The organism is Natrinema longum (assembly GCF_017352095.1).
In the GTDB taxonomy this organism is placed as follows: Archaea; Halobacteriota; Halobacteria; order Halobacteriales; family Natrialbaceae; genus Natrinema; species Natrinema longum.
Genome location: NZ_CP071463.1, coordinates 892397 through 917035 on the forward strand (window position 1 = coordinate 892397; position 24639 = coordinate 917035).

The 24639-nt window shown below is 63.7% G+C and carries 23 protein-coding genes, 1 tRNA gene and 1 pseudogene; 13 read left to right on the forward strand and 12 right to left on the reverse strand.

The features are described 5' to 3' along the window. Window positions 1-103 precede the first annotated feature (103 nt). Window positions 104-3100, forward strand: a complete 2997-nt coding sequence (locus tag J0X27_RS04435; RefSeq protein ID WP_207271231.1) for an MMPL family transporter — start codon at window positions 104-106, stop codon at window positions 3098-3100. Further along, on the forward strand, window positions 3097-3852 hold the full coding sequence (locus tag J0X27_RS04440; protein ID WP_207271232.1) for a TrmB family transcriptional regulator: 756 nt from the start codon (window positions 3097-3099) through the stop codon (window positions 3850-3852). The genes J0X27_RS04435 and J0X27_RS04440 overlap by 4 nt, the downstream gene beginning before the upstream one ends. 19 nt (window positions 3853-3871) lie before the next feature. Here J0X27_RS04440 and J0X27_RS04445 read toward each other — a convergent pair whose 3' ends face one another. Further along, on the reverse strand, window positions 3872-4939 hold the full coding sequence (locus J0X27_RS04445) for an mRNA surveillance protein pelota (RefSeq protein WP_097378431.1): 1068 nt from the start codon (window positions 4937-4939) through the stop codon (window positions 3872-3874). Between the two features lie 211 nt (window positions 4940-5150). Between J0X27_RS04445 and J0X27_RS04450 the strand changes: the two genes are divergently transcribed. Both J0X27_RS04450 and J0X27_RS04455 read left to right on the forward strand, forming a co-directional pair. Next, window positions 5151-5570: a DUF4870 domain-containing protein gene (locus J0X27_RS04450; RefSeq protein WP_207271233.1), complete on the forward strand. Its 420-nt coding sequence runs from the start codon at window positions 5151-5153 to the stop codon at window positions 5568-5570. 241 nt (window positions 5571-5811) lie between these two features. Further along, complete coding sequence (locus tag J0X27_RS04455) at window positions 5812-6429, forward strand: hypothetical protein (RefSeq protein WP_207271234.1); 618 nt, start codon at window positions 5812-5814, stop codon at window positions 6427-6429. 66 nt (window positions 6430-6495) lie between these two features. On the opposite strand, the gene J0X27_RS04460 is transcribed toward J0X27_RS04455, so the two are convergent. The 3 genes from J0X27_RS04460 to rqcH form a co-directional block, all read right to left on the reverse strand. Continuing rightward, a complete protein-coding gene (locus J0X27_RS04460; RefSeq protein ID WP_207272028.1) occupies window positions 6496-6837 on the reverse strand; it encodes a CBS domain-containing protein in 342 nt (113 codons plus the stop codon). 121 nt (window positions 6838-6958) lie between these two features. Further along, the gene (locus J0X27_RS04465; protein WP_207271235.1) at window positions 6959-7252 is read right to left on the reverse strand and encodes a hypothetical protein; all 294 of its coding nucleotides are present in this window, start codon (window positions 7250-7252) and stop codon (window positions 6959-6961) included. Window positions 7253-7403: 151 nt separating this feature from the next. After that, a complete protein-coding gene (gene rqcH / locus J0X27_RS04470; RefSeq protein WP_207271236.1) occupies window positions 7404-9560 on the reverse strand; it encodes a ribosome rescue protein RqcH in 2157 nt (718 codons plus the stop codon). A 253-nt stretch (window positions 9561-9813) separates the two neighbouring features. Between rqcH and J0X27_RS04475 the strand changes: the two genes are divergently transcribed. Together J0X27_RS04475 and J0X27_RS04480 are read left to right on the forward strand one after the other, a co-directional pair. Continuing rightward, window positions 9814-10458: a hypothetical protein gene (locus J0X27_RS04475; protein WP_207271237.1), complete on the forward strand. Its 645-nt coding sequence runs from the start codon at window positions 9814-9816 to the stop codon at window positions 10456-10458. Between the two features lie 142 nt (window positions 10459-10600). Beyond that, on the forward strand, window positions 10601-10897 hold the full coding sequence (locus tag J0X27_RS04480) for a hypothetical protein (protein WP_224214656.1): 297 nt from the start codon (window positions 10601-10603) through the stop codon (window positions 10895-10897). A gap of 573 nt (window positions 10898-11470) precedes the next feature. Here J0X27_RS04480 and J0X27_RS04485 read toward each other — a convergent pair. Then, entirely contained in the window at window positions 11471-13132 is a 1662-nt protein-coding gene (locus tag J0X27_RS04485) for a tRNA uridine(34) 5-carboxymethylaminomethyl modification radical SAM/GNAT enzyme Elp3 (protein WP_207271238.1), read from the reverse strand. Between the two features lie 173 nt (window positions 13133-13305). Between J0X27_RS04485 and mbhE the strand changes: the two genes are divergently transcribed. Genes mbhE through mnhG form a run of 7 tightly spaced genes read left to right on the forward strand, consistent with a single transcriptional unit; the run spans window position 13306 to window position 19469 of the window. Beyond that, window positions 13306-15753 carry a hydrogen gas-evolving membrane-bound hydrogenase subunit E gene (mbhE, locus tag J0X27_RS04490; protein ID WP_207271239.1) on the forward strand — a complete coding sequence of 816 codons (2448 nt, stop codon included), beginning with the start codon at window positions 13306-13308 and terminating at the stop codon, window positions 15751-15753. After that, window positions 15750-16214, forward strand: coding sequence for an MnhB domain-containing protein (locus tag J0X27_RS04495; protein WP_207271240.1), 465 nt, complete (start codon window positions 15750-15752; stop codon window positions 16212-16214). Before mbhE ends, J0X27_RS04495 begins: the two co-directional genes overlap by 4 nt. After that, window positions 16211-16564 (forward strand): sodium:proton antiporter, encoded by a 354-nt coding sequence (locus J0X27_RS04500; RefSeq protein ID WP_207271241.1) that lies wholly within the window; start codon window positions 16211-16213, stop codon window positions 16562-16564. The genes J0X27_RS04495 and J0X27_RS04500 overlap by 4 nt, the downstream gene beginning before the upstream one ends. Beyond that, window positions 16561-18225 (forward strand): complex I subunit 5 family protein, encoded by a 1665-nt coding sequence (locus J0X27_RS04505; protein ID WP_207271242.1) that lies wholly within the window; start codon window positions 16561-16563, stop codon window positions 18223-18225. The genes J0X27_RS04500 and J0X27_RS04505 overlap by 4 nt, the downstream gene beginning before the upstream one ends. Continuing rightward, window positions 18225-18830, forward strand: a complete 606-nt coding sequence (locus J0X27_RS04510; protein WP_207271243.1) for a Na+/H+ antiporter subunit E — start codon at window positions 18225-18227, stop codon at window positions 18828-18830. The genes J0X27_RS04505 and J0X27_RS04510 overlap by 1 nt, the downstream gene beginning before the upstream one ends. Further along, window positions 18823-19113, forward strand: a complete 291-nt coding sequence (locus tag J0X27_RS04515) for an MrpF/PhaF family protein (RefSeq protein ID WP_207271244.1) — start codon at window positions 18823-18825, stop codon at window positions 19111-19113. The genes J0X27_RS04510 and J0X27_RS04515 overlap by 8 nt, the downstream gene beginning before the upstream one ends. Further along, entirely contained in the window at window positions 19110-19469 is a 360-nt protein-coding gene (gene mnhG / locus J0X27_RS04520; RefSeq protein WP_207271245.1) for a monovalent cation/H(+) antiporter subunit G, read from the forward strand. The genes J0X27_RS04515 and mnhG overlap by 4 nt, the downstream gene beginning before the upstream one ends. 85 nt (window positions 19470-19554) lie before the next feature. Here mnhG and J0X27_RS18200 read toward each other — a convergent pair. The 7 genes and pseudogenes from J0X27_RS18200 to cmk all read right to left on the reverse strand — a co-directional run bounded on the left by J0X27_RS18200 (window position 19555) and on the right by cmk (window position 24574). Further along, window positions 19555-20334 (reverse strand): annotated as a pseudogene (locus tag J0X27_RS18200) (IS6 family transposase). A 113-nt stretch (window positions 20335-20447) separates the two neighbouring features. After that, window positions 20448-20957 (reverse strand): type IV pilin domain-containing protein, encoded by a 510-nt coding sequence (locus J0X27_RS04530; RefSeq protein WP_207271246.1) that lies wholly within the window; start codon window positions 20955-20957, stop codon window positions 20448-20450. A gap of 24 nt (window positions 20958-20981) precedes the next feature. Continuing rightward, window positions 20982-21431 (reverse strand): type IV pilin domain-containing protein, encoded by a 450-nt coding sequence (locus J0X27_RS04535; protein WP_207271247.1) that lies wholly within the window; start codon window positions 21429-21431, stop codon window positions 20982-20984. Between the two features lie 17 nt (window positions 21432-21448). Then, window positions 21449-21895 carry a type IV pilin domain-containing protein gene (locus J0X27_RS04540; RefSeq protein WP_207272030.1) on the reverse strand — a complete coding sequence of 149 codons (447 nt, stop codon included), beginning with the start codon at window positions 21893-21895 and terminating at the stop codon, window positions 21449-21451. 944 nt (window positions 21896-22839) lie between these two features. Beyond that, a tRNA-Pro gene (locus J0X27_RS04545) sits at window positions 22840-22910 on the reverse strand. Window positions 22911-23090: 180 nt separating this feature from the next. Beyond that, complete coding sequence (locus tag J0X27_RS04550; RefSeq protein ID WP_207271248.1) at window positions 23091-23999, reverse strand: RNA-guided pseudouridylation complex pseudouridine synthase subunit Cbf5; 909 nt, start codon at window positions 23997-23999, stop codon at window positions 23091-23093. After that, on the reverse strand, window positions 23999-24574 hold the full coding sequence (cmk, locus tag J0X27_RS04555; protein ID WP_207271249.1) for a (d)CMP kinase: 576 nt from the start codon (window positions 24572-24574) through the stop codon (window positions 23999-24001). Before cmk ends, J0X27_RS04550 begins: the two co-directional genes overlap by 1 nt. Window positions 24575-24639: the final 65 nt, after the last annotated feature.

A 24639-nucleotide genomic window follows, 5' to 3' on the forward strand; every position in this document is an offset into this window, starting at 1 on the left:
AAAAGCCATCCATTCCGAACACGTAAATGCGCGCCTGTTTGTAAGAACATAACAACAGAATGGGCCCACACGACTGCTCCGATACGAACCTGGAGGTGAACGGATGAGCGGCCCCGAACGGATCGCACGCGCCATTACCGCCCACTCACGGATCGTCCTCGTGATCCTTCTCGTCTCGACGGCGCTCGTCGGGGCTGGCGCACCGATGGTCGACGACGATTCCTCCCTCTCCCAGTTCGAGACCGAATCCGAGGAAGCGAAGGCCCTCGAGCGGATCGACGGGAACTTCACGAGCGATCAACAGGAGAACACGACCCGCGTTCAGGTAATCGCACGCGGTGACGACGTGCTCACGAGAGAGTCGCTGCTCGCGTCCCTCGAGTTCCAGCAGGAACTGCGAGCCGACGAGTCGATCAACGCGACGCTCGCCGGGGAGCAGCCGATCACTGGCATCGAGAACCTGGTCGCCATCACGGCGATCAGAACGGAGGACGCCCAACGGGTGAACGAAACCAGCGCACGACTTGAGGACGGGCTCAACGAGACGGCCGGACTCCAACGCCAGTACGAGGAGCTCAACGCGTCCCTCGAGAGCGGCTCGATCAACCAGTCGGAGTACCGGCCACGGGCGGCCGAACTCGAGGGGCAGTTCGACGTCGTCGTCGAGCGCTCGACGAGGGGACTCAACGAGACCCAGACGGCCCGCTACGAGTCGGCACTACAGCAGGTCAGGGAGATCGAATCTCAGCGCTACGAGATCGAATCCCTGTCGGCGAACCCACGCGAGAACCCCGACTACCAGCAACTCACCGCCGACCTCGAGGAGGCGTATCGGTCGGGAACGGCCGGCGTCCTCCAGGCGGAGTACGCAGCCCTAGAGAGCGACGATCGACCGCCACTCGACGAACAGATCGCGGCTATCGAGGAGCTCGACGACGCGGCGTTCGAGCGGACGCTCGAGCGGACGCTGTCGACGAACGACTCCGAGGACAACGCCGCGCTCGCACTCCTGTCGGCGTCCTACGAACAGGGCAGTACCGACGCCGAGGCACGGGTCACCTCGGTCGTCCAGTCGACTCCCGACGACGGGACGGGTGGGGTCGGCGGCGGGGTCAGCGATCGGGTCGTCGACAGCCAACTCGAGATCCGTGAGCTGGCAACCGACTACGACGACTCGTATCTCGTCTTCGGGAGCGGGATCATCACCGACGAGATCGACCGGTCGATGGCCGACAGCCTCGCCATCGTCGGCCCGCTGGCGTTGCTGTTCGTCGTGATCGCGCTGTTGATCGCCTACCGCGATCCGCTGGATATCGTCCTCGGCGTCGCCGGTATCGTCGCCGTCCTCGTCTGGACGTTCGGCTTCATGGGCTGGACCGGGATCGCGTTCAACCAGCTGTTCGTCGCAGTGCCGGTCCTCCTGATCGGCCTGTCGATCGACTACGCGATTCACGTCTTCATGCGCCACCGCGAGCAACGCGAGGCGGACGGCGCGAGCGGGACCGTCCGCGGCTCGATGGGGGTCGCACTGGCCGGCGTGGGTGCCGCCCTCGTCTGGGTGACGGCCACGACCGTGATCGGCTTCCTCTCGAACCTCGTTAGTCCCATCGCCCCCATCAGGGAGTTCGGCATCGTCAGTTCGGTCGGGATCGTCACCGCACTGATCGTCTTCGGTGCGCTGATCCCGGCCGCAAAGGTCGAGATCGACGAGTTCCTCGAGTCCCGCGGCATCGATCGGCGGAAACGTGCGTTCGGGACCGGCGGTGGGCGCTTCAGCGACCTTCTGACGGTGGGTTCGACCGCCGCCAGACGGATCCCCCTGGTCGTCTTCCTCGTCGTCGCGTTGCTCACTGCAGGCGGGGTATACGGTGCAACCCAGGTCGACACCAGCTTCCAGGAGGAGGACTTCCTCGCGGACAGTCCCCCATCGTGGACCGAAACCCTCCCGGGCGGGATGAGTCCCGGCGAGTACCACGCCAAGGACGACCTCGAGTACGTCAATCAGAACTTCCAGCGAGAGGACCAGCAGGCACAGATCCTCGTCGAGGGCACCGTCACCGATCCCGCCGTACTCGAGGAAATCGACGACGCCCGGAACGACGTCGCCGACAGCGAGATCGCGTACACGCTCGCGACGAACGAGACCGACGTACGGGATCCGCTGACGACGATGGAAGGGATCGCCGCGCAAAACGAGTCGTTCAACGAGTCGTTCACTGCGGCCGATACCGACGACGACGACGTTCCCGACGAGAACGTCTCGGCGCTGTACGATCAACTCTACGAGATCGACGAGGACGCCGCGAACCAGGTCCTCCACCGGACCGACGGCGGAACGTACGAGTCCGCCCGGTTGGTCATCGCCCTGGACGGCGATGCCACGACGAGCGAAACGACCAGCGAGATTCGGACCATCGCCGGCGACATCGAAGACGGCAGCGACGGCCGCTGGAGCGCGATCGCTACCGGCGATCCGATCGTCAATCACATCGTCGAACAGGACCTGCTCGATACCGTCCTCGAGAGCTTGCTGATTACGCTCGTGGCGGTGTTCCTGTTCCTCACCGGTGCGTACTGGGTGACCGGCAACAGTGCCTCGCTGGGTGCCGTGACCCTGTTACCGGTCGCGTTCTCCGTCAGCTGGATTCTGGGGACGATGTACCTCATCGGCATGCCCTTCAACGTGCTCACGGGGATGATCACGAGTCTCACCGTCGGACTCGGCGTCGCCTACAGCATTCACGTCAGCGCCCGCTACACGCTCGAACTCGAGCGCCAGGGGAACGTCTGGTCGGCGCTGCGAACGACCGTCACCGGCACCGGTGGCGCACTACTCGGCAGCGCGGCGACCACCGTCGGCGGGTTCGGAACGCTCGCCTTCGCCATCCTCCCCGCACTCCGCCAGTTCGGGATCATTACCGCGCTGACGATCACGTATGCCTTCCTGGCCAGCGTCGTCGTCCTGCCGACGCTGCTGGTCACGTGGACGCGGTACTTCGGGCCGGACGTCTCGTTCGACACCCCCGGGAGACGGGCGGGGACCTCCACTGCGAGCGATGGCGGGACCGACGCCGACTACCAGGGAGGTGACGAGGAGTGAATAGCGACGAAGCCAAGGCCGTCGACGCCTTCGAGCAGCTCGGGCTTACCAGCTACGAGGCCAAGGTATTCATCGCGCTGCATCGGCTGAGCGCAGGAACGGCACGAGACGTCGCGGACGCCACCGACGTCCCCCGATCGCAGGTCTACAGCGTCGCCGACAGCCTGGAGGACCGGGGACTCCTCGAGGTTCAACAGTCGAAGCCGATCCGGTACCGACCGGTCAGCGTCGAGGAGGCACGAGAGATCCTCCGGGAGGAATTCGAGCGCGAACAGGATCGAGCGTTCGACTACGTCGAAACCGTCAAGAGCGAACCGGCCGGGGAAGAGACCCAGGAAGACATCTGGACGGTTCGCGGCCGCGACCGCGTCGACGACCGGACCGTCGATATCCTCTCGCAGGCGGAGGAACGGATCGTCTTCGGGACCCGCCGCACCGATCTCCTCACCGACGCGATCGAACGGACCCTCGCCGAGCGGGCACGAAACGGCGTCGCGGTGATCGTCGTCAGCAGGGCCCCGGGCGTTCGAGAGCGGTTTGCCGACGTCGAGGGCGTCATCGTCGAACGCCCGCCCGGCCATCGGGCGGACGAGCAACAGTCGGGACGGATCGTCATCGGCGACGACGATAGTATCCTCGTGAGCGTTCTCGGCGGCGAGGACGGCGAGACGGCGATCTGGAGTGCCGGCTCGCTGTTTGCCGCCGTCCTGATCCAGTTGATCGAAGCCAGTGAGGAACTGCGCGTCGAGTGACCGGGACGGCCCCCTCGACTCACTCGAGTCGATACCGCAACAGCGCCGCGATCCCGCCGAGATTCGAGAGCTGCTGTCCGGGCGGGAACTCGCTCGAGAAGACCGTCACGTCGCCACCTTTCTGCTCGGTCGTACGGACGATCTCGTCGACGCTGATCGCCCACTCGCCGTCCGGGCCGCGTTCACGCTGTAATCGATCGTCGAGCACGAGCAGGCGCTCGATCGCACCGAACTCCGCGGCCTTTTTCACCTGTTCGGGGCCGTACGCCGCCTTGGCACCGTCCGCGATGCGCCGCGTGAGTTCGTCGATGTACTCGGCCTCGCTTTCGATCCGGGTCTCCTCCTGGACGTCCGCGACTGCGCCGCGTTTGAGCACCTCGTGGACGCCCCGGTCACCGACGGCCGCCGTGTCGACCATCGTGATCAGGTCGGCCACCTCGGGCTCGTTGTCTTCGAGGTACTTGTAGGCGTCTTGCTTCGTAAAGCCGGGCCCGGCGAGGATGATCGCGTCGACCTCGAGGCGCGTGAGGACCGTCGCGAGCTCTTCGAACAGCTCCGAGCGCCCGCGGGCGTACTCGCCCTTGCCGGTCGTGCCGGTGATCGTCGCTCGTTCTTCGGTGCCGTACTGGGCGACGGTATGGACGTGAGCCTGTCCTTCTTCGACCGTAGCGATCGCGACGTCGGGGTTCTCGGTCGCCTCCTCGGCCTCCTCGAGGCGGGCCACCTGATCGGGCTTGAATCGCTTTTCGATCGAAATCTCGTCGCGCGCTTCGACGTTGAGCGTGTGGTGAAAGTCGAGTTGATCCTCGCGCGAGCAGGCGACGATCTCGCCGCCGACCCGCAGCCGGTTGGCGAACTTGTGGAACTCGATCGTCTCGACGGCGATGGCGACCCACATGTGTTCGCGTTCCCCGCCCGTGTCCCGCATCTGGTCGTCGTTGCGCTGGATCCGTCGAGTCGTATCGCCCGCGACGCGATCGCCGGGCTCGAGGACGTACTGCAGGTGCCAGAGGTCGTCGACGCTCTCGGGGACGACGGTGACCCGCTCGCGGCCGCCCTCGACCTGCTCCCGGTCTTTGATCTGCATGGACGTTCGTTTGCAGGGTGGCGGTAAGTGGACTGCGATCCGAGCGACGGTCGCTCGTGCTCGGGGTCGCGGTCAACCGATTGGTTACCCCCTCACGAATAGTGATCCGAGATCCGCCCGAATTTGATTTTACGACAGTAAACGGTATTTTTATATGAGACCTATCCAATACAGCGAAGTACCTCATCCCGGTCTATGGGGTCGATCACCGATGTCAACGAGAAACGAACCAGCAACCGGAACGACAACAGCAGCATCGTCAGCAACCAGCCTCGGTCCCGACGGGAACGTACTGGGTGCGATCGCGTACCTGTTCTCGCCTCTGACGGGGATTCTCATCTATCTCCTCGAGGACGAAAACGAGTTCGCCCGCTTCCACGCCGCCCAGAGCATCGTCTTCGGGGTCGCCTCGACGGCGATATACATCGCGCTCAACGTCTTCACGACGGTCGTGGCGATGCTCGTCGGCGACGTTCTGGGGTTCCTGATCGGGATCCTATCGTTCCTCTCGCAGATGGGGATCGGGTTCGCCCTCTTGCTCGTCTGGCTCTACCTCCTGGTCATGGCGTTCCAGGGCAACCGGACGAGTTTCCCCGTCATCGGCCCGATCGCTGAAAACAACTTGCTCTAACCCGAACGGATCCGATAGCCGGCGGGAACCGATCGAAATCGTCGGTTCTGCGTGGTTCCGACGACAGCACGGCGTGTGTACCCCGCCGAAGTCGCGATTCGTGGCCGAACTGAGCGATGCTTCGCGCTCGAGCATCGGCTATCCGATCGAATCCGTCCGTCGAAGCCGACAGTCGTGATGCTTGTAGACAATTGACATAGGTAGGGACCAACGCTATTCTCGTCGTCCCCCTTTGCTAGGTATGAACATGGGATACCTCGCACAACTCGAAGACTTCGGCACTCGGTCGCTCGTGACCCACGCGATCATGGCGGTGACGTTTACCGGCGCGATCGTGTCGGGACTGTTCGTCGACGGCCAGATCGGACTCGTCTCGTTCGTCGCCTTCCTCAACTTCACCGCAGGCGTCTGGGTCGCGCAATCGACGCACTCGCTTGGGAACGCCCGGACCGACGATTCCTACAACGGGATCCTGGACGTGTTGTTCGATACGACTGGCGAGAAATCATACCGCGGGCTCGATACCAGCCGACTCGCCCGCCTGCTCACGTTGATCGCAGCCGTCACGGCGGTCTCGCTGCTGGTCTCCGGTCAGGTCCTCTCCGGTGCGGTAGTCGCGATCGGAGCCGTCGCGATCGGTGCCGTCGCGCTCGTGACGGCGATGGTTGGCTTCCTGATCGCCATGGGATCGGCGTACGACGAAGCCGAGCGACGGACGATCCGCCGAGCCGAAGGCGGCGACGACCGTCTCGAACGAGACCAGGCCGACCAGCCGACGACCGAGTTCGACGATGCCTCCGACATTCGCATCTCGATTCACGAGATGCACATGGACGAGTCACCCGTCGAACGGCGGTAGCGACGCCAACCGGAGGTGAGTCCGCTCGATCGCCGAATCGACCGCGGTCGGCTTCGTCGCCCGTCGTCAGGAAAGTTCCGCAGTGACGTCGGTCGAGGAAATCATCCCGACGTAGTCGTCCTTCTCGACCACTGGCAGGTGACCGATACTGAGGCCGGTCATCATCGCAGCCACTTCCTCGAGATAGAGGGTCGGTGGCACGGTCTCGACGGACTTCGTCATCACGTCCTCGACCTGCACGTCGGTCGGATCGCGGCCCTCGGCGGCGACGTTCACGAGATCGGTGCTGGTGATGATCGACGGGGGATCCGTCGTCACCACGAGCGCAGTGATCTCCTCGTCGCGCATCACCGTCGCAGCCTCCCGAATCGTCGCGCTCCTCGAGACGGTTTCGAGCGGCGTCGACATCACTTCGTCGACGCGCGTACTGTCGTCTGCTGACATACGCACGGATACGGCAACGACTTACATGGATCTTGCCCACGTCCCCGCCGTCCGGGACGGCGAGTCTCACGTCGGCGACCTGCCGTCAGTCACGGAGCTCCTCGAGTTTCGCCTTCGCCTTCTCGAGGCCGGATTCGAACGTTTCGGTGACCTCCTCGACGGACCGTTCGACGAAGTGGACGCGTGCTTTGGGAACGCGGCGAACGACGTCGTTGCCGTCCTCGTCGGTCCCGTACGCGAACAGCCAGTGGTCCTGGAAGTAGGCGATCCGGTCGTTGTCGACGGTGACGCGTTCGACGTCTTCTCCCGGCAGTTCGTACACGATCGTGGCGGTGCCCAGCTCCGGCTCCGTCTCGGTATCGGTATCGATCTCGACCATACGAGCACGACCACGAGCCGGCGTGTAATCGCGGTCCCGGCAGGTGCAGCCGTTTCTCGAACAGCGAACCGACGCCTCCGCCGATGGTGGCCAGCGGATCGTGCCGCGGCCGTCAGCCAGAGCGACGACCGTCACTCCGGACGGGGCCGTCTCAGTCGTCCGCGATCCGACTGCCACCCGGTGGCATGAAGTGCTGGATCCGGTCGGGGCTCGCGATCTTTCGGACGAACGACTCGTCGGCGAACCGCTCGCGGAAGCGCCGATAGAGACGCTTCGCCGCGTCGGCCTGGGCGTATCGGCCGGGCTCGAGTTCGATCGTCGTCTCCGCCTGCGTTTCGATCGCCGACGGCGGACCGCCGATCACCCGCGTGTAGGGCTCACACTGGATGCCGACCGCGACGCCGACCGGTGTATCGCGGTAGTACGTCCGGTCGCCCCGGATCGCGAACCCGCCTTTCTCGAGGTACTCGCCGCTCTCGGGAGTCTTCGAGACCTGATCGGAGTCGACGGCGTAGACGTCGCCCGCGTAGCGACCGTCCTTCCAGACCGACGAGTAGGAGACGGCGAACTGGGCAGCCTCCTCGATGCTCGATTCGGGGAGTTCGATGTCGCTCGAGGAGGCCTCGCTCGGGTCCGTCGCCTTCAACACGGTGACGGGGCCACCGTGGGCCTGCGTGTGGAGCACCACGTCGCCCGGCTCGAGGTACTTCTTGACGAGTTCCTCGTTCTGGTCGGCGTTGCGGCCGCCGATCACGAGGAAGCCGTCGCTGGTGTGGAACCAGCGGAACCGATCGAACCAGGGCTCGTTTTCGCGGATCGGGATGGACGGCGCTGCGAGCCAGTCGCGGTCGTCGCCGTCCTCCTCGTCGGACTCGTCCTCGTCCGCACCGTCGCTCTCGTCAGCCTCCCACTCCTCGCGGCGGCGCTTGGCGTCCTCGAGGTCCTCGCGAGTGTTTTCGATGGCCGCCAGCGCACCCTCTTTTTTCTCCTCGACGCGTTTTGCCTCGGTGTAGAGTCGATCCGCGTTCTGTTCGACGCCCTGCTGGGCGTCGAGGTCGATCCGTTCGCCGTCGATCCCGACGACGACGGTGCCGTCGCTGCCGTCGACGTCGATGACCGCCTCCGCCGCGTCGATACCCTGCTCGGCACCCTCCTCGAACCGGTCCCTGATCTCGTCCCAGGAGCGGTCCTGTTCGCGGGCCCCCTGAATCGTCGAGAGGATGTCGTCGACCAGCCCGTACTCGGCGTAGAGCAGTTCGGCCTGCTCGCGCAACGAGTCGGCCTCCTGCTCGAACCCCTCGATCGCACCCTGCTGTTGCTCGATGATCCGCTCGTGTTTGGCGATCTCCGACTCGAAGTCCGGACGCTGGTCGGTCGGATCCGGCTCCTCCTCCTCGGCGAGTTCGAGCCTGAAGAAGTAGTCGTCCAGCGCGGAGAGAAACGAGTCGTAGGCCTCGCCGTCGAGATCGTCGTGTTCCTCGAGCGGGAACGGCGTCACGTCGACGACCTGCCCATCGTTCCCGCCGTCGTCGCCTTCCTCGGAATCGCCCTCGTCGTCGCGCTCGACGTAGAGTCGCGGGTCGAAGTTCCCGTTTCGGATGTCGAGTGCCAGTCGCTCGATGGTCTCGTAGAGTCGATCGTAGACGTCCTCGTCGGCGTCGTCGATGTCCAGCCCCTTCTCGACGCCGGCGCGGGTACAGACCTCCTCGGCGTAGAGCCCGCCGAAGTTCAGCTGGGTCGCGAGCGTTCTGACCACGTCCGTATCGGAGTCGTCCATTTCGTGGTCGAAGGCCTCCCGGGAGACCGTCAGCGGGTTCGTCCGGGTGTCGGGGAACTCGTAGCGCGAGCCCGGAACGACGGTCCGAGATTTTAGGCGCACGGTCTCGAGACAGTCGATCACCTCGTACTCGCCGTCGGTGACCGCGACGTTGCCCTGGCCGAACAGTTCGACGATGATCCGGGTCGTGCCGTCGTCGCGCTCGAAGACGAACTCGAGGATGCGGTCGAACTCGTATTGCTCGACGCCGGCGAAGTCCGCGCCCGACAGTCGGTTGCGCAGCATCATCGCGAACTGCGGCGGCCGCCCGGGAGCGTCGGGGACGCGCTCGGGGGCGACCGTGTGGGCCCGCTTGACCTCGCCGACCTCGAGGATCAGCTCCATGCGGCCCCGATCGAAGTCCCGCATCTTGAGCCGGACGAGGTCGTCGCCGTAAAGGTACGCTTTGTCGACCTTCGCACCCTCGTAGGCACCGAATTCCCCGACGAGGGCGGCGAGGTCGACGCTGGTGAGCTCCCGCTTTGGATCCATACCTCACACTGCCCGTCCCGGTCAAAAAGACGTGTCGCTCCGACGCCAGCGCCCGAACCGACCGGATCCCCCGCCTGGACGACGACGCCCGACTCGCTGGACACCGCCTCGAGGTCGGAAAGCCTAATCCGCGCCACCACCCAGTAAGACCCATGGACGAGGCTACCGGGAACCCCACGGCCGATGTGGGCAGGCCGCTGTCGTGTGTCGGGGACCAGTGTCGATCACGCACCGCCCGCGGGGGGGAAGCAGTATGAGCGCGGACGACGAGCGACCCTGGACGGACGTCTCTCGATTTCCCGACTTCCTCGAGCACCTCGAGGGGCAGGGCGGGGCCACCGTCCGCGGAATCGTCGACCGGATCGACGCGGGGATCGATATGGACGGCGTCGTCTACCACGATCGGGGCATCCGATCGCCGGGCTACGACGCCACCTTCGTCCCCGAACCGGAGGGTGATCGACTGCGGCCCGCGTTCAGCGTCGAACTCCACACCGTCGGCCCGCGCAGCGTCTGGGCGGTGTTCGACGCGACGCTCTCCTGGGACTTCTACCTCCTCCAAGCCGAGGGCATCGCCGCGATCGCCTGGGTGAGCGACGAGGAGTACAACGCCGAGGAAGCCGGACTGTTCCTGTCGAAACACGACGCGCTCGCCGCAGGCCGGTTCTCGTTTGGCACCTTCATCTACGCCGACGAGGACTGGCAGGAACAACTCGAACTCATCGAGGGCACTGACACCCCGGCGTTCCTCCAGCGCGACGACGGCAGTACGCTCGTCCCGACCAGCCAGTCGGACTTCTACAACGTCGTCAACTCGACGCCCGAGGAGTTCCGCACGAACGGCGGCGGTGCACCGCCCCACCTCGGCCTGCTCGAACTCGAGGTCACGATCGACTGACGATCTCGCCGGTCGTGGCCCGAGCGCCGACGACTCCGTTGCACGTTCATCCGAACGAATATACTATCAGCGTCCGAACGTGTCCTATGCTCTCACGAGAGAACCGCGTTCTCGCTGTCGCGGCCGTTCTCTTCGCTGCGGGATGAGCATCGGACTGGTCCTCGAGATCGATCACGTCCTCTTTGGCGTCTTCGTTATGATCGTGCTCCCGATTCTCGGACCACAGCTGTACCTCGCGGTGACCGACCGCGATGGCGAGCACGCGCCGCGAACTCGCATTCGGACCCCAGCGCTGGTCAGTTTGTCCTTGCTCCCGTCGTTTCTCGCTGTCGCCGACGGCACCGACCGAACGATCCTCGGCCTCCTCGCCGGCGGAGTGGCGCTTGGCTACCTCTGTTACGAGGGCGGTCTCGGCTATCGGAGGGCGCGCGAGGCGTGACCGCTTCGCCGAGGACGGCGAGGCGTCCCGTCCCGCAGTTGGGCTGTGTACTGGTTTGTACCCCGGTCGGCACGACAGGACGACCGGCGTTCACGAGCGCACCGCCCTCGGACGGCCCACACCTTCCGGCTTCCGAGGACGGAGTGACCGACTGGCTTCTCTCGCAGACGGTCGTCGACGGCGGCCGCCACACCGTGGACGCACCGCTCTGGCTACCCGAGAGCGCATGAGAGAACGAAACTGACGGGATGGTGACAGCACAGAAAGGTCCGGGGACGAGCGCGCCGAGATGGCCGCACCAGGAATCGAACGATGAGTGGCGTTCGACGCACTCGATCGGACGGTGATGTGGCGTTGTCGGAGTGGGGGGGGGGTTGACAACGGTGCCGACCACTGTCGGCAGCGGATAATTGTGGGAATACCCGAATAAATTTTTCGATTTTAATTCGAATCTACACCATCGACAATAAATTCGGCGTCGGGGTCAGACACCACCTAAGCGGGCGCTGCGATCCGGACGACACGATCCACGAGCGCGACTTACAGGCGGTGGCTGACGTACGGACCGTCCACTCACAATCGTTTGCTGACGTACGGGCCGTCCTGATGGTAGCCGAGCTTGTTCCGGTAGTACTCTCGAGCACCGATGCCGGAGATGACGCTTACCTTGTCGTAGCCGGCGTCGGCGGCCAGTGTCTCGGCGTGGTCCATCAGCCGACGGCCGTAGCCCTGGTGTTGGTGCTGGTCGGTCGCGCCGTCGTCACCCATCGCGACTTCCGAGCCGTAGACGTGGAGTTCCCGGACCAGCGCCGCGTTCTCGAGTTCCGGGCGGACGGGATCGTTCGGGAACCGGAGTCGGCAAAAGCCCACGAGGAGGTCCTTCTCGAAGTCCTCGACGGAAATGAAGTGCTCGGTGCCGCCACAGGCCTCGTAGCTCATCACGTCTAATTCGACGGTTTCCGGTTCGTCGTCGTGCATTCCGGCCTCGCGACAGCGGATGCACTCACACGTCCAGCCGTGTTCGTCCATGCGCTTGCGCGCGAGCTGGCGGAGGTTCGACTTCCAGACGCCCGCGTCGATGAAGTCCGCCGGGATGTCCCGCTGGACGCGCTGGAGTCGGGTGTACCGGGGGATCATGTCCTTGATCTCCGCGATCAGGTCGGCGGCCTCGTCGTTCGAGAGGGGGTCGTACTCGTCTCTGTGCCACCAGTCGTAGGTCGCAGTGCCCCGCACCACGAGCGTCGGGTAGATCTTCAGGTAGTCGGGCTTCCACTGTTCTTCCTCGAAGAGTCGCCGGAAGTCCTCGAGACACATCTCCTTGCTCATTCCGGGCTGGCCGGGCATCATGTGGAACCCGACCTTGAACGCCGAGTCGCGCAGCCGCCGATTGGCGTCGATCGACGCCTGCGCGCCGTGGCCCCGGTGCATCTCCCTGTTGATCCGCTCGAAGGTCGTCTGGACGCCGACCTCGACTTTCGTCCCGCCAAGCTCGAGCATCCGATCGATCTGTTCGGGGTCACACCAGTCGGGCTTCGTCTCGAAGGTCGTCCCGATGTTGCGGATGTCAGCCGTCTCGTTTTCGGCGATGACGTCCTCGAGGTACTGCCACTCGTACTCCTCGGGGTCCTCGGCGAAACTGACTCCCTGGGCCGGCTCGGGCTCCTTGTCGACGTCGTAGTCGTTCATCGCCTCGAGGGCCCGCTTGACGAACCACTCCTGGTAGTCGTGGCTCCGGGCGGTCATCGTCCCGCCCATCAGGATGAGTTCGACCTTGTCGACGGGGTGGCCGATCTGGCGCAACTGCTCGAGTCGGAGCGTGACCTGGCCGTACGGGTCGTAGTCGTTCTGGACGCCGCGGGCGGCGGCCGGCTCCTCGCCCGTGTAGCTCTGCGAGGAGGAAAACTCCGAATCGGGACCGCCCGGACAGTAGAGACACTTGCCGTGTGGACAGCGCTCGGGCGAGGTCATGATCGCGACCGGCGAGACGCCCGACGCCGTCCGCACCGGTTTCCGCTGGAGCACGGTCTCGAGGTCCTCGCGGTGCTCCTCGGGCGCGTAATCCAGCAGTTCGGAGTTTTTCGGCACCTTCGGTGCCGAGTGTTCCGAACAGGCCTCGAGTTTGGCTTTCTCGACCTCGTCGCGTTCGACCTCGCCGGCGAGGATCCGCTCGACGAGCGTCTCACAGACCCGTTCGAACGCTTCGGTTTCGGTCGGTTCTGGCGTCTCAGTACTCACTATACGTGAATGGTCCCCGTTCGCGAATAAGCGTGTCGGAGTCGTCAGTCGGGAATCGGCCCCACCGATTCGACCCCGATCGCCCCCCACTCGTGTCGATCGATTCCGATCACCGTTCGGCTATCCGAAAGGTAACCGTTTAAGGCCGGTCTTCCCCTACCCCGGCGTATCGAATGTCTCCCGACCTGGCGATCGTCATCGCCGCGGTCGCGCTGCCGTTCGTCGCGACAGCGCTCACGCCGCTTTTCGTTCGCGTTCTCGGGGAGCGAACCGGATACGCGGGCACCGTCGTCGCACTGGCATCGTTCGGACTCCTCGGAACCCAGTACGGCCAGGAGGGAACCGTCGCCCTCGAGTGGATCCCCGCGTTGAACATCGCGCTTCGGTTCTCCGTGGACGGCTGGGCGCTGTTGTTCGCGTTGCTCGCCTGCGGTATCGGAGCGCTCATCTTCACGTACTCGCCCGCCTATATGCACGGGCAGTCGGGGCTCACCAGATACTACGCCGCGTTGCTCGCATTCATGGGATCGATCGTCGGCGTCGCGCTCGCCGCCGATCTGATCGCGATCTTTCTGTTCTGGGAACTCACGAGCCTCTGTTCGTTCGTCCTGATCGGCTACTACACCGCCGACGACTCCTCGCAGTACGCCGCCCGGATGGCGATGTTCATCACCGTCGGCGGCGGCCTCTTCCTGCTGGTCGGCTTCCTCCTGCTGTCGCTCGTCGCCGTCGACGTCGTCGATTCCGGCTCGGCGGTCGCAGTATTCGACCTCGCGGCGATGCTCGAGAACCCCGACGCGATGCAGGAGGCCCTTCGCGAGCGGGGGCTGTTCCTTCCGGTACTCGGATTGCTCGCCATCGGTGCGGGGACCAAGTCCGCACAGGTCCCGCTGCACTTCTGGCTCCCCAACGCGATGGCAGCCCCGACGCCCGTGTCGGCGTTTCTCCACTCCGCGACGATGGTCAAAGTCGGCGTCTACTTCATCGGCCGGGTTCGGCCGATGCTCGTCGGGCCCGAGTGGCTCGTCCTCTTTGCGACGCTCGGCCTGACGACGATGACCGTCTGTGCGATCATGGCCGTCGCGTCGACGGACATCAAGGAACTGCTGGCCTACTCGACGGCGAGCCATCTCGGCCTGATGGTCGCCGGCTTCGGATTTACGTCCGTGTACGGTGCTGAAACCGGCGTCTTCCACCTGCTCAACCACGCCCTGTTCAAGGCCGCACTGTTCCTCGTCGCCGGCATCGTCGCCCACGAGGCGGGCACGCGAGAGATCGCGAAACTCGGCGGCCTCCGACACGATCTCCCGGTCACGGCGGCGATCACGACGGTCGTCGCACTCAGCATGGCGGGTATTCCGCCGTTTAACGGCTTTTACTCGAAGGAACTGCTCTTCGAGGCCGCCGTCGAGGCGAGTCACTACCACGATATCGGGGTGCTGGGCTGGCTCTATCCCGCCGTCGCCGTCTTCGGGAGCATCTTCACCGTCCTCTACTCGCTGCGATTCCTCTCGCTGTTCTTCGGCGACCGGCCCGAGGGGCTCGGGCACGTCCATCGCCCACCCGTGACCCTGCTCGTCCCGCCGGCCGTGTTGGCGCTGCTGGCCGCACTCGTCAGCGTCGACCCCGACATCGCCGTCGACGTCATCGTCCAGTCCGGCCTCGAGGCGACGGCCGTCGACCCCCACGAGATGCACGTCGGGCTCCCGACATCGTATTCGACGCCGGTCGGGATGAGCGCGGTGACCATCGGCGTCGGATTCCTCGCGTATCCGGCCTACGGCCGCATCCACGACGGCGTCCGAACGCTCGTCGGAGGGATACCACCGATCCGGTCGAACTGGTGGTACGATACTATCGTCGAGGGACTCACCGACGAGGGACGGGCGTTCGCCGAAACGGTCCACAACGGACACCTGCGGACGTACGCGACGTGGACGTTGGCGGCGACCTGTACGCTCGCACTCGCCGGCTTCGTCGCGGCGGGTGCCATCTCGCCCGTCGCGTTCGGACTCGAGGTGACGCTGCCGATCGCGCTCGTGTTGCTCGTCGCGGTGATCGGCGGCGTCGCCGTCGCCCTCTCGGACTCACACATCGCGGGCGTGCTTACGCTCTCGATCCTCGGCTTTATGATCGCCATCTTCTACATCCTCGCGAGCGCGCCCGATCTGGCCTTGACCCAGCTCGTCGTCGAGACGCTCGTACTCGTGCTCTTCCTGCTCGTCATCGAGGAGATCCCCGAATCCGAAGAGATCGGACTGGGGGCGGTCGGCCGTGACGCCGTCCTCGCGGTTGCAGTCGGCGTGACCGCCTTCGTCACGGTGTTGGTCACGACCGCGACCCGCCCCACCGGCCCGACCGACATCGCCCGGGCCTACGCCGAACAGGCGGTTCCCCAGGGCGGCGGTACCAACATCGTCAACGTGACCCTCGTCGACTTCCGTGGCTTCGATACCCTCGGCGAACTCGCGGTCGTCGCCCTCGCCGCGATTTCGATCCTCACGCTGGTCGTCATGCGTGGTCGCAACGACGACCGACCGACCGAATCGAGCGACGAGGAACCGATCGACGCCGCTGGGAGTCACGGCACCGACGACACCGCCGGAGGTGGCGACGAATGACGACGGTCATCATGCGAACGACCGCTCGAGCGATCGTCCCGATCATCCTGGTCGTCGCGATTTCGCTGTTCTTCGAGGGCCACAACCTGCCCGGCGGCGGCTTCATCGGCGGCGTGCTCACGACGACGGCCTTCGCGATCGTGTACATGGCGTTCGGGCTGGACTTCCTCGAGCGGGGCGTCCTCGGCCGGGACGTCGATCCCGGCAAGGGGCCCTCGCGGGACCGCGTCGTCGTGGCCTACCGTCGGCTCTTCGCCTACGGGTTCGCGATCGCGGTCGCCAGCGGCCTCGCGCCGCTGCTGTTCGGCCGGCCGTTCCTCACGCAGACGTTCCGCAGGCTCGAGGGGATCCCGATCTACGACCACCTCGAGGTCGCGAGCGCGCTCGCGTTCGACTTCGGGGTCTACTGCGTGGTCGTCGGTGGCCTCCTCACGATCCTCTCGGTGGTGGGAGCCGAATGACCGGCGTCGTGCTCGCGGCGACGGTCGGCGCACTGTTCGCCCTCGGAACCTTCCTGCTCCTGCGGCGGGATCTGATCCGGGTCGTCTGGGGGCTTGCGATCATCAGCCAGGCCGCGAACGTCTACCTGCTTGCGATGGCCGGGATCGCACCGGCGACCGCCGACTCGGTGCCGATCCTCGCCGGTCACGGCGAAAACGTTCCGGTGACCGCCGACCCGCTGGTCCAGGCACTGGTGTTGACCGCGATCGTCATCGGCTTCGGCATGACCGCGTTCGCGCTCGTGCTGTCGTATCGGGTCTACGAGGAACACGACACGTTAGACGTCACGGAACTCGGTGATCGTGAATGACGATGACGACGACGACGGCGATGCCAGTCGGGACCGAATCGCAACTCGTGATCGCGCCGATGCTGATCGTCCTGGCCGCGGCCGTCGGCTCGCTGCTGCTTGGCCGACATCCACGGACTCGAGCGGCCGTGAGTCTCGCCGCTGGCGCTGCCTACGCGGTCGCGGTGGCGGCTATCGACTGGTATATCGTCCTCGCGCCGGACGCGCCGGGAATCGCGACCTACCAGGTCGGCGACTGGCCGGCCCCCTTCGGCATCACGCTGGTCGCCGACGGCCTCTCGGCGTTCATGCTCACCATGGTGGCCGTGCTGGGAGTCGCGTCGCTGGTCTTTTCGACCAGACATCTCCCCGGCGGGGAGGGGCGCAGTTACTACTTCCCGCTCTTTCACTTCCTCGCGCTGGGCGTGACCGGGGCCTTCCTCACCGGCGACCTGTTCAACCTCTTCGTCTGGTTCGAGGTCATGCTGATGGCCAGTTACGTCTTCGTCGCCTACAGCGGCGGCCCCCAGCACACCAGGGCCGCGTTCTGGTACGTCACGCTCAACCTGCTCGCCAGCGCCGTCTTCCTGCTCGGCGTCGGCGGGATCTACGCGACGACGGGAACGCTCAACATGGCCGATCTCGCCCAACGCCTCGCCGATCCGGCGGCCTACGGCCTCGAGCCCGTGCCCGTCGTCGGCCTCCTCGGACTGCTCCTCTCGGTGTTCGCGATCAAGGCCGGCCTCGTCCCATTCCAGTTCTGGATCCCGACCGCCTACCGGGCCGCGCCGCCACAGATAACGGCGCTGCTGGCCGGCGCGACGAAGAAAGTCGGCATCTACGCCATTATCCGGCTCTCCTTTACGGTCTTCGCCGGCGCGGAGGTCGCCGTCGACCTACAGCTGCCGGTCCTGGACGCGGCGATCGCGGGAGAGTCCCCGCTCCCGTTCGTCGGCACGGCGCTGTTCCTCATGGCCGCCGCCAGCATCCTCGTGGGCGGGATCGGAGCCGTCGGCCGCGACTCCATGGAAGGCGTCTTCGCGTACTCGAGCATCGGGCAGGTCGGGTTCATCGCGATCCCGGTCGCGATCGCGGCGACGACGATCGATCCGACGCTGCGCCAGTTCGCCATCGTCGCGGCGCTGGTCTACGCGCTCAACCACACGCTGGCGAAGGGACTGCTCTTCCTCGCAGTCGGGACGGTCAGAGCCGCCACGGGGACGAGTCGCTTTGCCGACCTCGGCGGGATGGCAAAGCGGTCGCCCCCGCTGGCGATCGCCGTGTTCGTCGGCTCGCTCGCTCTCGTCGGGATCCCGCCGCTGTCGGGCTTTTTCGGCAAGTTCCTCGTCTTCGACGCCGCGGCTCGAGCGAGGGCCGGTCCCGTGATCGTCCTCTTGCTCGTGGGCTCCCTGCTGACGATCGCCTACGCGACCCGACTCTGGAATCAGAGCTTCTGGGGGGCCGAGACCGACGCCGTCGAGACGGCAACCGTCGATTCCGTACAGGTGATCGTCCTCGTGGTCCTCGCGGCAGCCATCGTCACGGTCGGCGTCGGCTTCGATCCCGTTTACGAGTTCGCCGAAACTGCCGCCGAGGCCGCGCTCGATACCGAGGGATACGTCGACGCCGTCGATCCCACCGAGCCGAGCGAACTGGCACCCTCGAGTGGAGGTGACCACTGATGCGAGTTCGAACCTGGCCGGTCATTGGCATCGTCTTCGCCGTCCTGTGGGTGTTCGTCCGCGGGTTCCCCCTCACACCCATCTCGCTCGTCCGGGGACTCCTGGCGGGACTGGTCGTCGGGCTGCCGGTCGCCTTCGTTTTCCGGCGGCTGTACGGCAAACACGTCGATCTCGGGCGGGGCGTTCGCGTACTCCCCTACGCCGGACGCTACCTCGGCGCGTTTACCTGGGAACTGCTGCGGGCGAACCTCGACGTCGCCTACCGCGTCCTCTCGCCGGGCATGCCAATCGAGCCCGAAGTGATCCTGGTGCCACTCCGGGTCGAGTCCGACATCGCGATCACCGTCATCGCGAACAGCATCACGATCACGCCCGGCACGGTGACGCTGGACTACGACGACGAGACCAACGCCCTGTACGTCCACGGCGTCAACGGCCGCGATCCCGAGGCCATCGCCGAACCGATCCGGACCTGGGAGGACTACGCCCTCGAACTCTTCGACGAAGACGCCTCTCCATCGGATCCGGCACCCGAAATCGTCGTCTCAGGTGGCGAAAGAGACAGGCGACGGGATCGCCAAGGGGGAGGTGTCGACGATGACTGACGCCGATCCCGCCGTCCTCGAGACAGCGATCCGGGCCGCGTTGGTCCTCGTCAGCGGGCTCTGTGTCCTGTGTGGCTATCGCGTGATTCGCGGGCCGACGAACCCGGACCGCGTGGTCGCACTGGACACCATCTCGACGAACGTCGTCGCGATCGCGGTCCTGTTCGCGCTGCTGACCGATCGCGGCCTCTTTATCACCGTGAGCCTCGTGCTCGCGATTATCGGGTTTATAGCGACGGTCGCCGTCGCCAAGTTCGTCACCGACGGCGAGGTGATCGAATGATCCACGCGATCGTCGTTATCGCGTTGCTCGTCGTCGGCACGTTCTTCCTGACCGTCGGGACGATCGGCCTGCTTCGTCTGCCCAACGTCTACAACCGGATGCACGCCACGAGCAAGCCCACGACGCTCGGGACTGCCGCGATCTTCCTGGCCGGGTTCGCCCACTTCGGCCCCGGCGAGGAAGGGCTGACCGCGCTCATCGGGATCGCCTTCCTCTTCCTGACCGTTCCGACCGGCTCGCACATGATCGCCCGTGCAGCCGAACGGATCGGGATCCCCTTCCTCGGAAGCGTCACCTGGCCCGATCCCGACGCAGTCGAGCGCCCCGAGCGATCGAACGACGCGAACGACGACTGAGACCGACGGCTGCGGTTCGACCGTCACGCCGACTACCGCCGCGCAGTCTGTCGACTACGTGGTAATACATTGAAACCGGCACTGTCTAGTTCTGTACCACCTCGACTAGCACGTTTCCACCGAGAGCATGATGCGACCTTTGGTGGTTATCTAGTGTACGAACTGTTCGGTCCACTCTCGGACGCTCGTCCGACTGCCCTACCCATGAATTATGAAAGCGGTCAATCCGCATTTGGGGGCGAAACAACTTTTCGATGAGGTTTCGGTCGGTATAGTTGACCCGACCGCTCAGCCCGACTCGGGAGAAGGCAGTTCGATAGCCGAATTGATCGACGAGAAACTCAGTCAGAGAGACCGTGTTTCTCACGGAGTTTCTGCAGAAACGCAACCGCCAGATCAGTGCCATGTCGACGAAATAATGCAACATCAAGGATTAGCTTTGACTCAAGCTCTATTGCAGCATACAACCAAGACCCACTCTCTGTTGATCCTGACAGCGGTTTCGTCGACGGCGACCCATGACAGCAACGCCGTCCTCAGAACGCTTTGCGTTCTGCTGTCGAGGCGAATCGAAGATCCGCCGACCAGTGGAGAGCAAAGCGATCCAAGAGGTCGCACGAGAGCAGCGTTCTCGTGGACATCGGCGGGTCGCATCTGATGTCAGCTATCCAACACACCCAGTTCCAGACCTCTCCGTGAGAGCGCTCAATACCTAATTTCGAAAGAATCGTTGTCGTCTCCCGAAGCGAACAGCCGGTCTGGTGGAGGGAACGGCGAACGCTCTGACGGGCGTCGCCGTCCGCCCGTTCTCCCAGGATTCTCCTAAATCCGCGTCATAGCTCTCGCTGAACAGGTCTACGAGCACCAACCCAACGCAATTTCACGACCTGCTCACTTCTAAAACTGGCTCAACTAGGCAGTGCCCTCTATTTGATGTCTAAGTACATACCGAAAAATGTGAGAACAGTGGCGAAAGTGTTACCAGTCGAGGTCGTAGTCTTTGCTCGCGACCTGTGTTACGGTTTCGTCTGATTCAATAACCGCAACGACAGTTGCAGTGCCAGGGTTGGCACTCGACCCCATCTGGACATCTGCACTCGAGGTTGGGCCGAAGGTGACTGTATCCCCAACCTCAAGTTCAGACATGGAATCTTTGACGCCATTAGTGCCATCCCAGGTTTCCGCATACGTCCCTGATCCGGCGGAGCTGTCACTCGTATCTCGCAGGTCACCAGTGACATTCACGTGATCAGAGTTTCCGAGTGACGTTACCTCTACGGTGATTCTATCGGTCTCTTCGTTCACATCTATCGACACACCTGCCTGCGCTTCCTGTCCGACACTTCCGCCGAGGTCGAGTACGAACGCTGCGATCACAGCCGCGAGAATGACCGTGATTGCAACCATCAGTATCACACCGATGACGGGAGACACTGCCCGCTGTTCGTCATTGCCGATGAGCTTAGCTCTGTATTGTATTAAATCCATAGTGGAAATAAGGGATTAGCTCAATCAGCTAAAGTCCCATTCTTCACTGCCAACCTGCGTTTGCGTCTCACTCTCGTTGATCACGGCAACAGCAGACATTTGACCACTTGCCGTAATGTCTCCGCTGGTAGTACTACTGTCGTAATTATATGTGACAGCATCACCAACTTTCAGATAGTCTTTATCACTCGAGCTAGGCGTTGAATCCCAGTCGCTTGACGTGATATTCACGTGATCTGCATTTCCAAGGGACGTGATTTCAACTTGGACCTGAGTGTTAGTATTGTCAACTTCCATTGACACACCAGCCTGTGCTTCTTGGCCAACACTTCCGCCAAGGTCAAGCACGAACGCGGCGATCACGGCTGCGAGAATGACAGTGATCGCCACCATCAGGATAACTCCGATGACGGGTGAGACTGCTCGCTGTTCGTCATTGCCGACAAGACGGTTTCTATAGTTTTTGAAATCCATGTGTGTTATGAGATAGATCAGCTAAAGTCCCATTCTTCACTGCCAACCTGCGTTTTCGTCTCACTCTCATTGATGACAGCAACAGCAGACATTTGACCGCTTTCTGTAAGGTCATCACTGCTACTACTATCGTAATTATACGTGACCGCATCACCAACTTTCAGGTAATCTGTTTCACTCGAGCTAGGCGTGTTATCCCAGTCACTTGACGTGATATTCACGTGATCTGCATTTCCAAGTGACGTGACTTCAACTTGCACTTCAGTGGCGGAGTTGTCAACTTCCATCGAGACACCAGCCTGCGCTTCCTGACCCACACTTCCGCCAAGGTCAAGCACGAACGCGGCGATCACGGCTGCGAGAATGACAGTAATTGCAACCATCAGGATGACCCCAATGACGGGTGAGACTGCACGTTCGTCGTCCGATCCTATCAGTTTCGATTTGAGTCCTTTCAGATCCATGTTTGTTATCCATCGGTTGTGAACGGTGAGAAAGCTTATCAGCACCCTTCCCAAACGGCGGGGTGCGGACAGGGGATTTCGGAACCAACCTTGCGTCCCCACTTTCTCGAACGTCGTCACCGATGCTAATCGTGAGAGGATACCCAGTACATATATATTTACCTGATAGTCAAGATCGTTCTAGGACCAAAGGCTTTCAGAACTGAGAATCAGCACCAACTGGAAGGGGCACAGCATGGCCTTGAAGGCACTCCATCTGGTGATTTTCTATTGACTCGCTAAACAGGCATGGAATTACCGGGCTGTTTATGTAAAAGACGTATATCCGATTCGAGTACTTTCGTTAACTAAGCGTGTCCTCGCGCGCACCTACGATGTGCGGCCGTATACCAATCCGTGGGACGTGGTCGAAGATTACCGACGAGCCATGACCTACACAAGCTTCCATCCCTCGAAGGGTTCGAGTACAATCCTCTCAGCACTTGATCTTCCACGGGATCGCATCCATAACTCGATGGCAATGTTCCCAGCGCGGTCAAAGCGATCGATAAGTCACACAAGTACGGATAGCTCCAGTCCAATTACGACAATGCCGAATTTTGGGCGCGGAACATACTCGTTACGAACATCCGTTCTACGCATCGATAGCTGAACAACACTACCAACCGTTGTCTGTGCTAACTCATTGCGCGAAGTCACACATAGCGACACAGCAACAAGTGAGATCGTCGGCGTCACCGAAAATACGACGGCACCAGTCCGTCACGTGATCCCCACAGTGTTCGCACCTCGAGTTGTCGACCGACGGCCAGGGGGCGACCGTCACACAGACCACCTCTGAGCGGTCTGTCGACTACGTGGTAATATACCGAAACCGAGAATTGGATTTTCGGCCGTCTCGAGGGTACAAGACGCTAAGAGTTGAACACTTAGATAATTTCGAGTGGGACCGCCGAGAATTGAACTCGGGTCCTACGGACCCCATCCGCAGAGGATACCACTACCCCACGGTCCCACACGTGGACCGATGGGCGTCCACCGTTTAAGGATGTCGTTTTCGACCCGCCGGATGGCGATCCGACCGGCGAGGGAGTCAGTGACACTGGTTTGTGATCACGAGGCACTGCCCGTACGAGTGACGCCGGTCGAGGTCGAATCGGCGGGCGGTCCACCCGACGGTGATCGATATCGACCCCTAGACCAGCACGCGCTCGAGGTCGACGACGACACCGCTGTCGGCGTCGCCGTCGCCGACGAGTTCGCCGAGACAGACCGCCGCGTCGTCGGGCGTGTAACAGGCCACCAGCGCCCCCCGATCGGTTCCGTCGTCGACCTCGAGGACCCCCGGTGCGTAGACGGGCGCACCCTCGGCGACCTCGCGGGCCGCGCTTTCCGCGATTACGACGCTCGGAATCCCCTCGAGAATCCGTTCGGCGGGGTCGACGACGTCGTACAGGGGCTCGGGATCGTCGTCCTCGAGCCAGAACCCGAGCGCATCCAGGACGTCGTGGGCGCTGTGGAGGGTCCGGTCGTCGAACGGATCGGTCGCGCTGCGACGCAGGTGGCCCATGTGGCCGCCGGTGCCCAGCGCCAACCCCAGATCGTGGCAGAGCTTCCGGACGTAGGTTCCACTCTCACAGCGAATCCGCAAGAGGAGTCGCCGCTCCTCGGTCTCGAGTACCTCGAGGTCGTAGAGGTTCCGCACGCGGAGTCGACGCGAGACCGCGCTCTTGCGCGGGGGTTTCTGATAGATCGGCCCCTCGAACTCCGCGACGACGGATTCGGCGTCGGCGGGAACCGGTGCGTGACACTCGAGGACGGCGACGTACTCCTTGCCGCCTTCGAGGAAGACCTGTGCGAGTCGCGTCGCATCGCCGAGCATGATCGGGAGACAGCCGGTCACTTTCGGATCGAGCGTCCCGGCGTGGGCCGCGCGATCGATGGTCGATTCGACGCCGCGCTCGGCCATCGTCTCGGCGACGGCGTCCCGCAGCCAGCCGCTGACCTGATGGGAGGACGGACCGGGCGGCTTGTCGAGGTTGATGACGCCGAAGGTGAGCAACTCGGCGGGCGAGCGCTCCCCTGGTGGGCCACGCAGAGTCATTAGAACTCGGTCTCGAGGTCGACGAGTGCCTTCCCTTCGTCGCCGTCGGCGTCGTAGCGCTCGACGGCAGTGACGAGCATATCGAGGACCGCGTCGGGTTCCCAGCGAGCCGTATTCACGGAGAGATCGTAGATCGTGAGGTCCCGAATGTCGATCCCGTAGTACTCCGCGTATCGCTGGGCCTCGCTGGCCTCGCGGGCTTTCGTCTCCTCGGTCGCACGCGCGGGATCCTTCTCCTCGCGCTCGGCGATGCGCTCGCCGCGAACCCGTGCCGGTGCGTCCAGCCAGAAGCGGAAATCGGCCTGTTCGCCGGCCAGCCAGCCCGCGAGCCTGGACTCGAGGACCAGATCGTCCTCCTCGAGGGCGATCTCACGCAGCCGTCGATCGAGGTCCCGATCGATCTCGTCGTTTTCCTCGGCCAGTTTGTTGAACTCGAGTGGGGTATAGCCGCGTTCGTCGGCCAGTTCCCGAAAGATGTCACCGCCGCTGACGTGGTCGAGATCGAAGGCTTCAGCGAGTAACTCCGCGGTCGTACTCTTCCCGCTTCCCGGCGGGCCGGAGACGGTAACTAACATACTCGCTTTGCGAGGGGGCAGGTAAAATGGGTTTTGAATCCGCAAGCGAGCGGACCGGACACCGA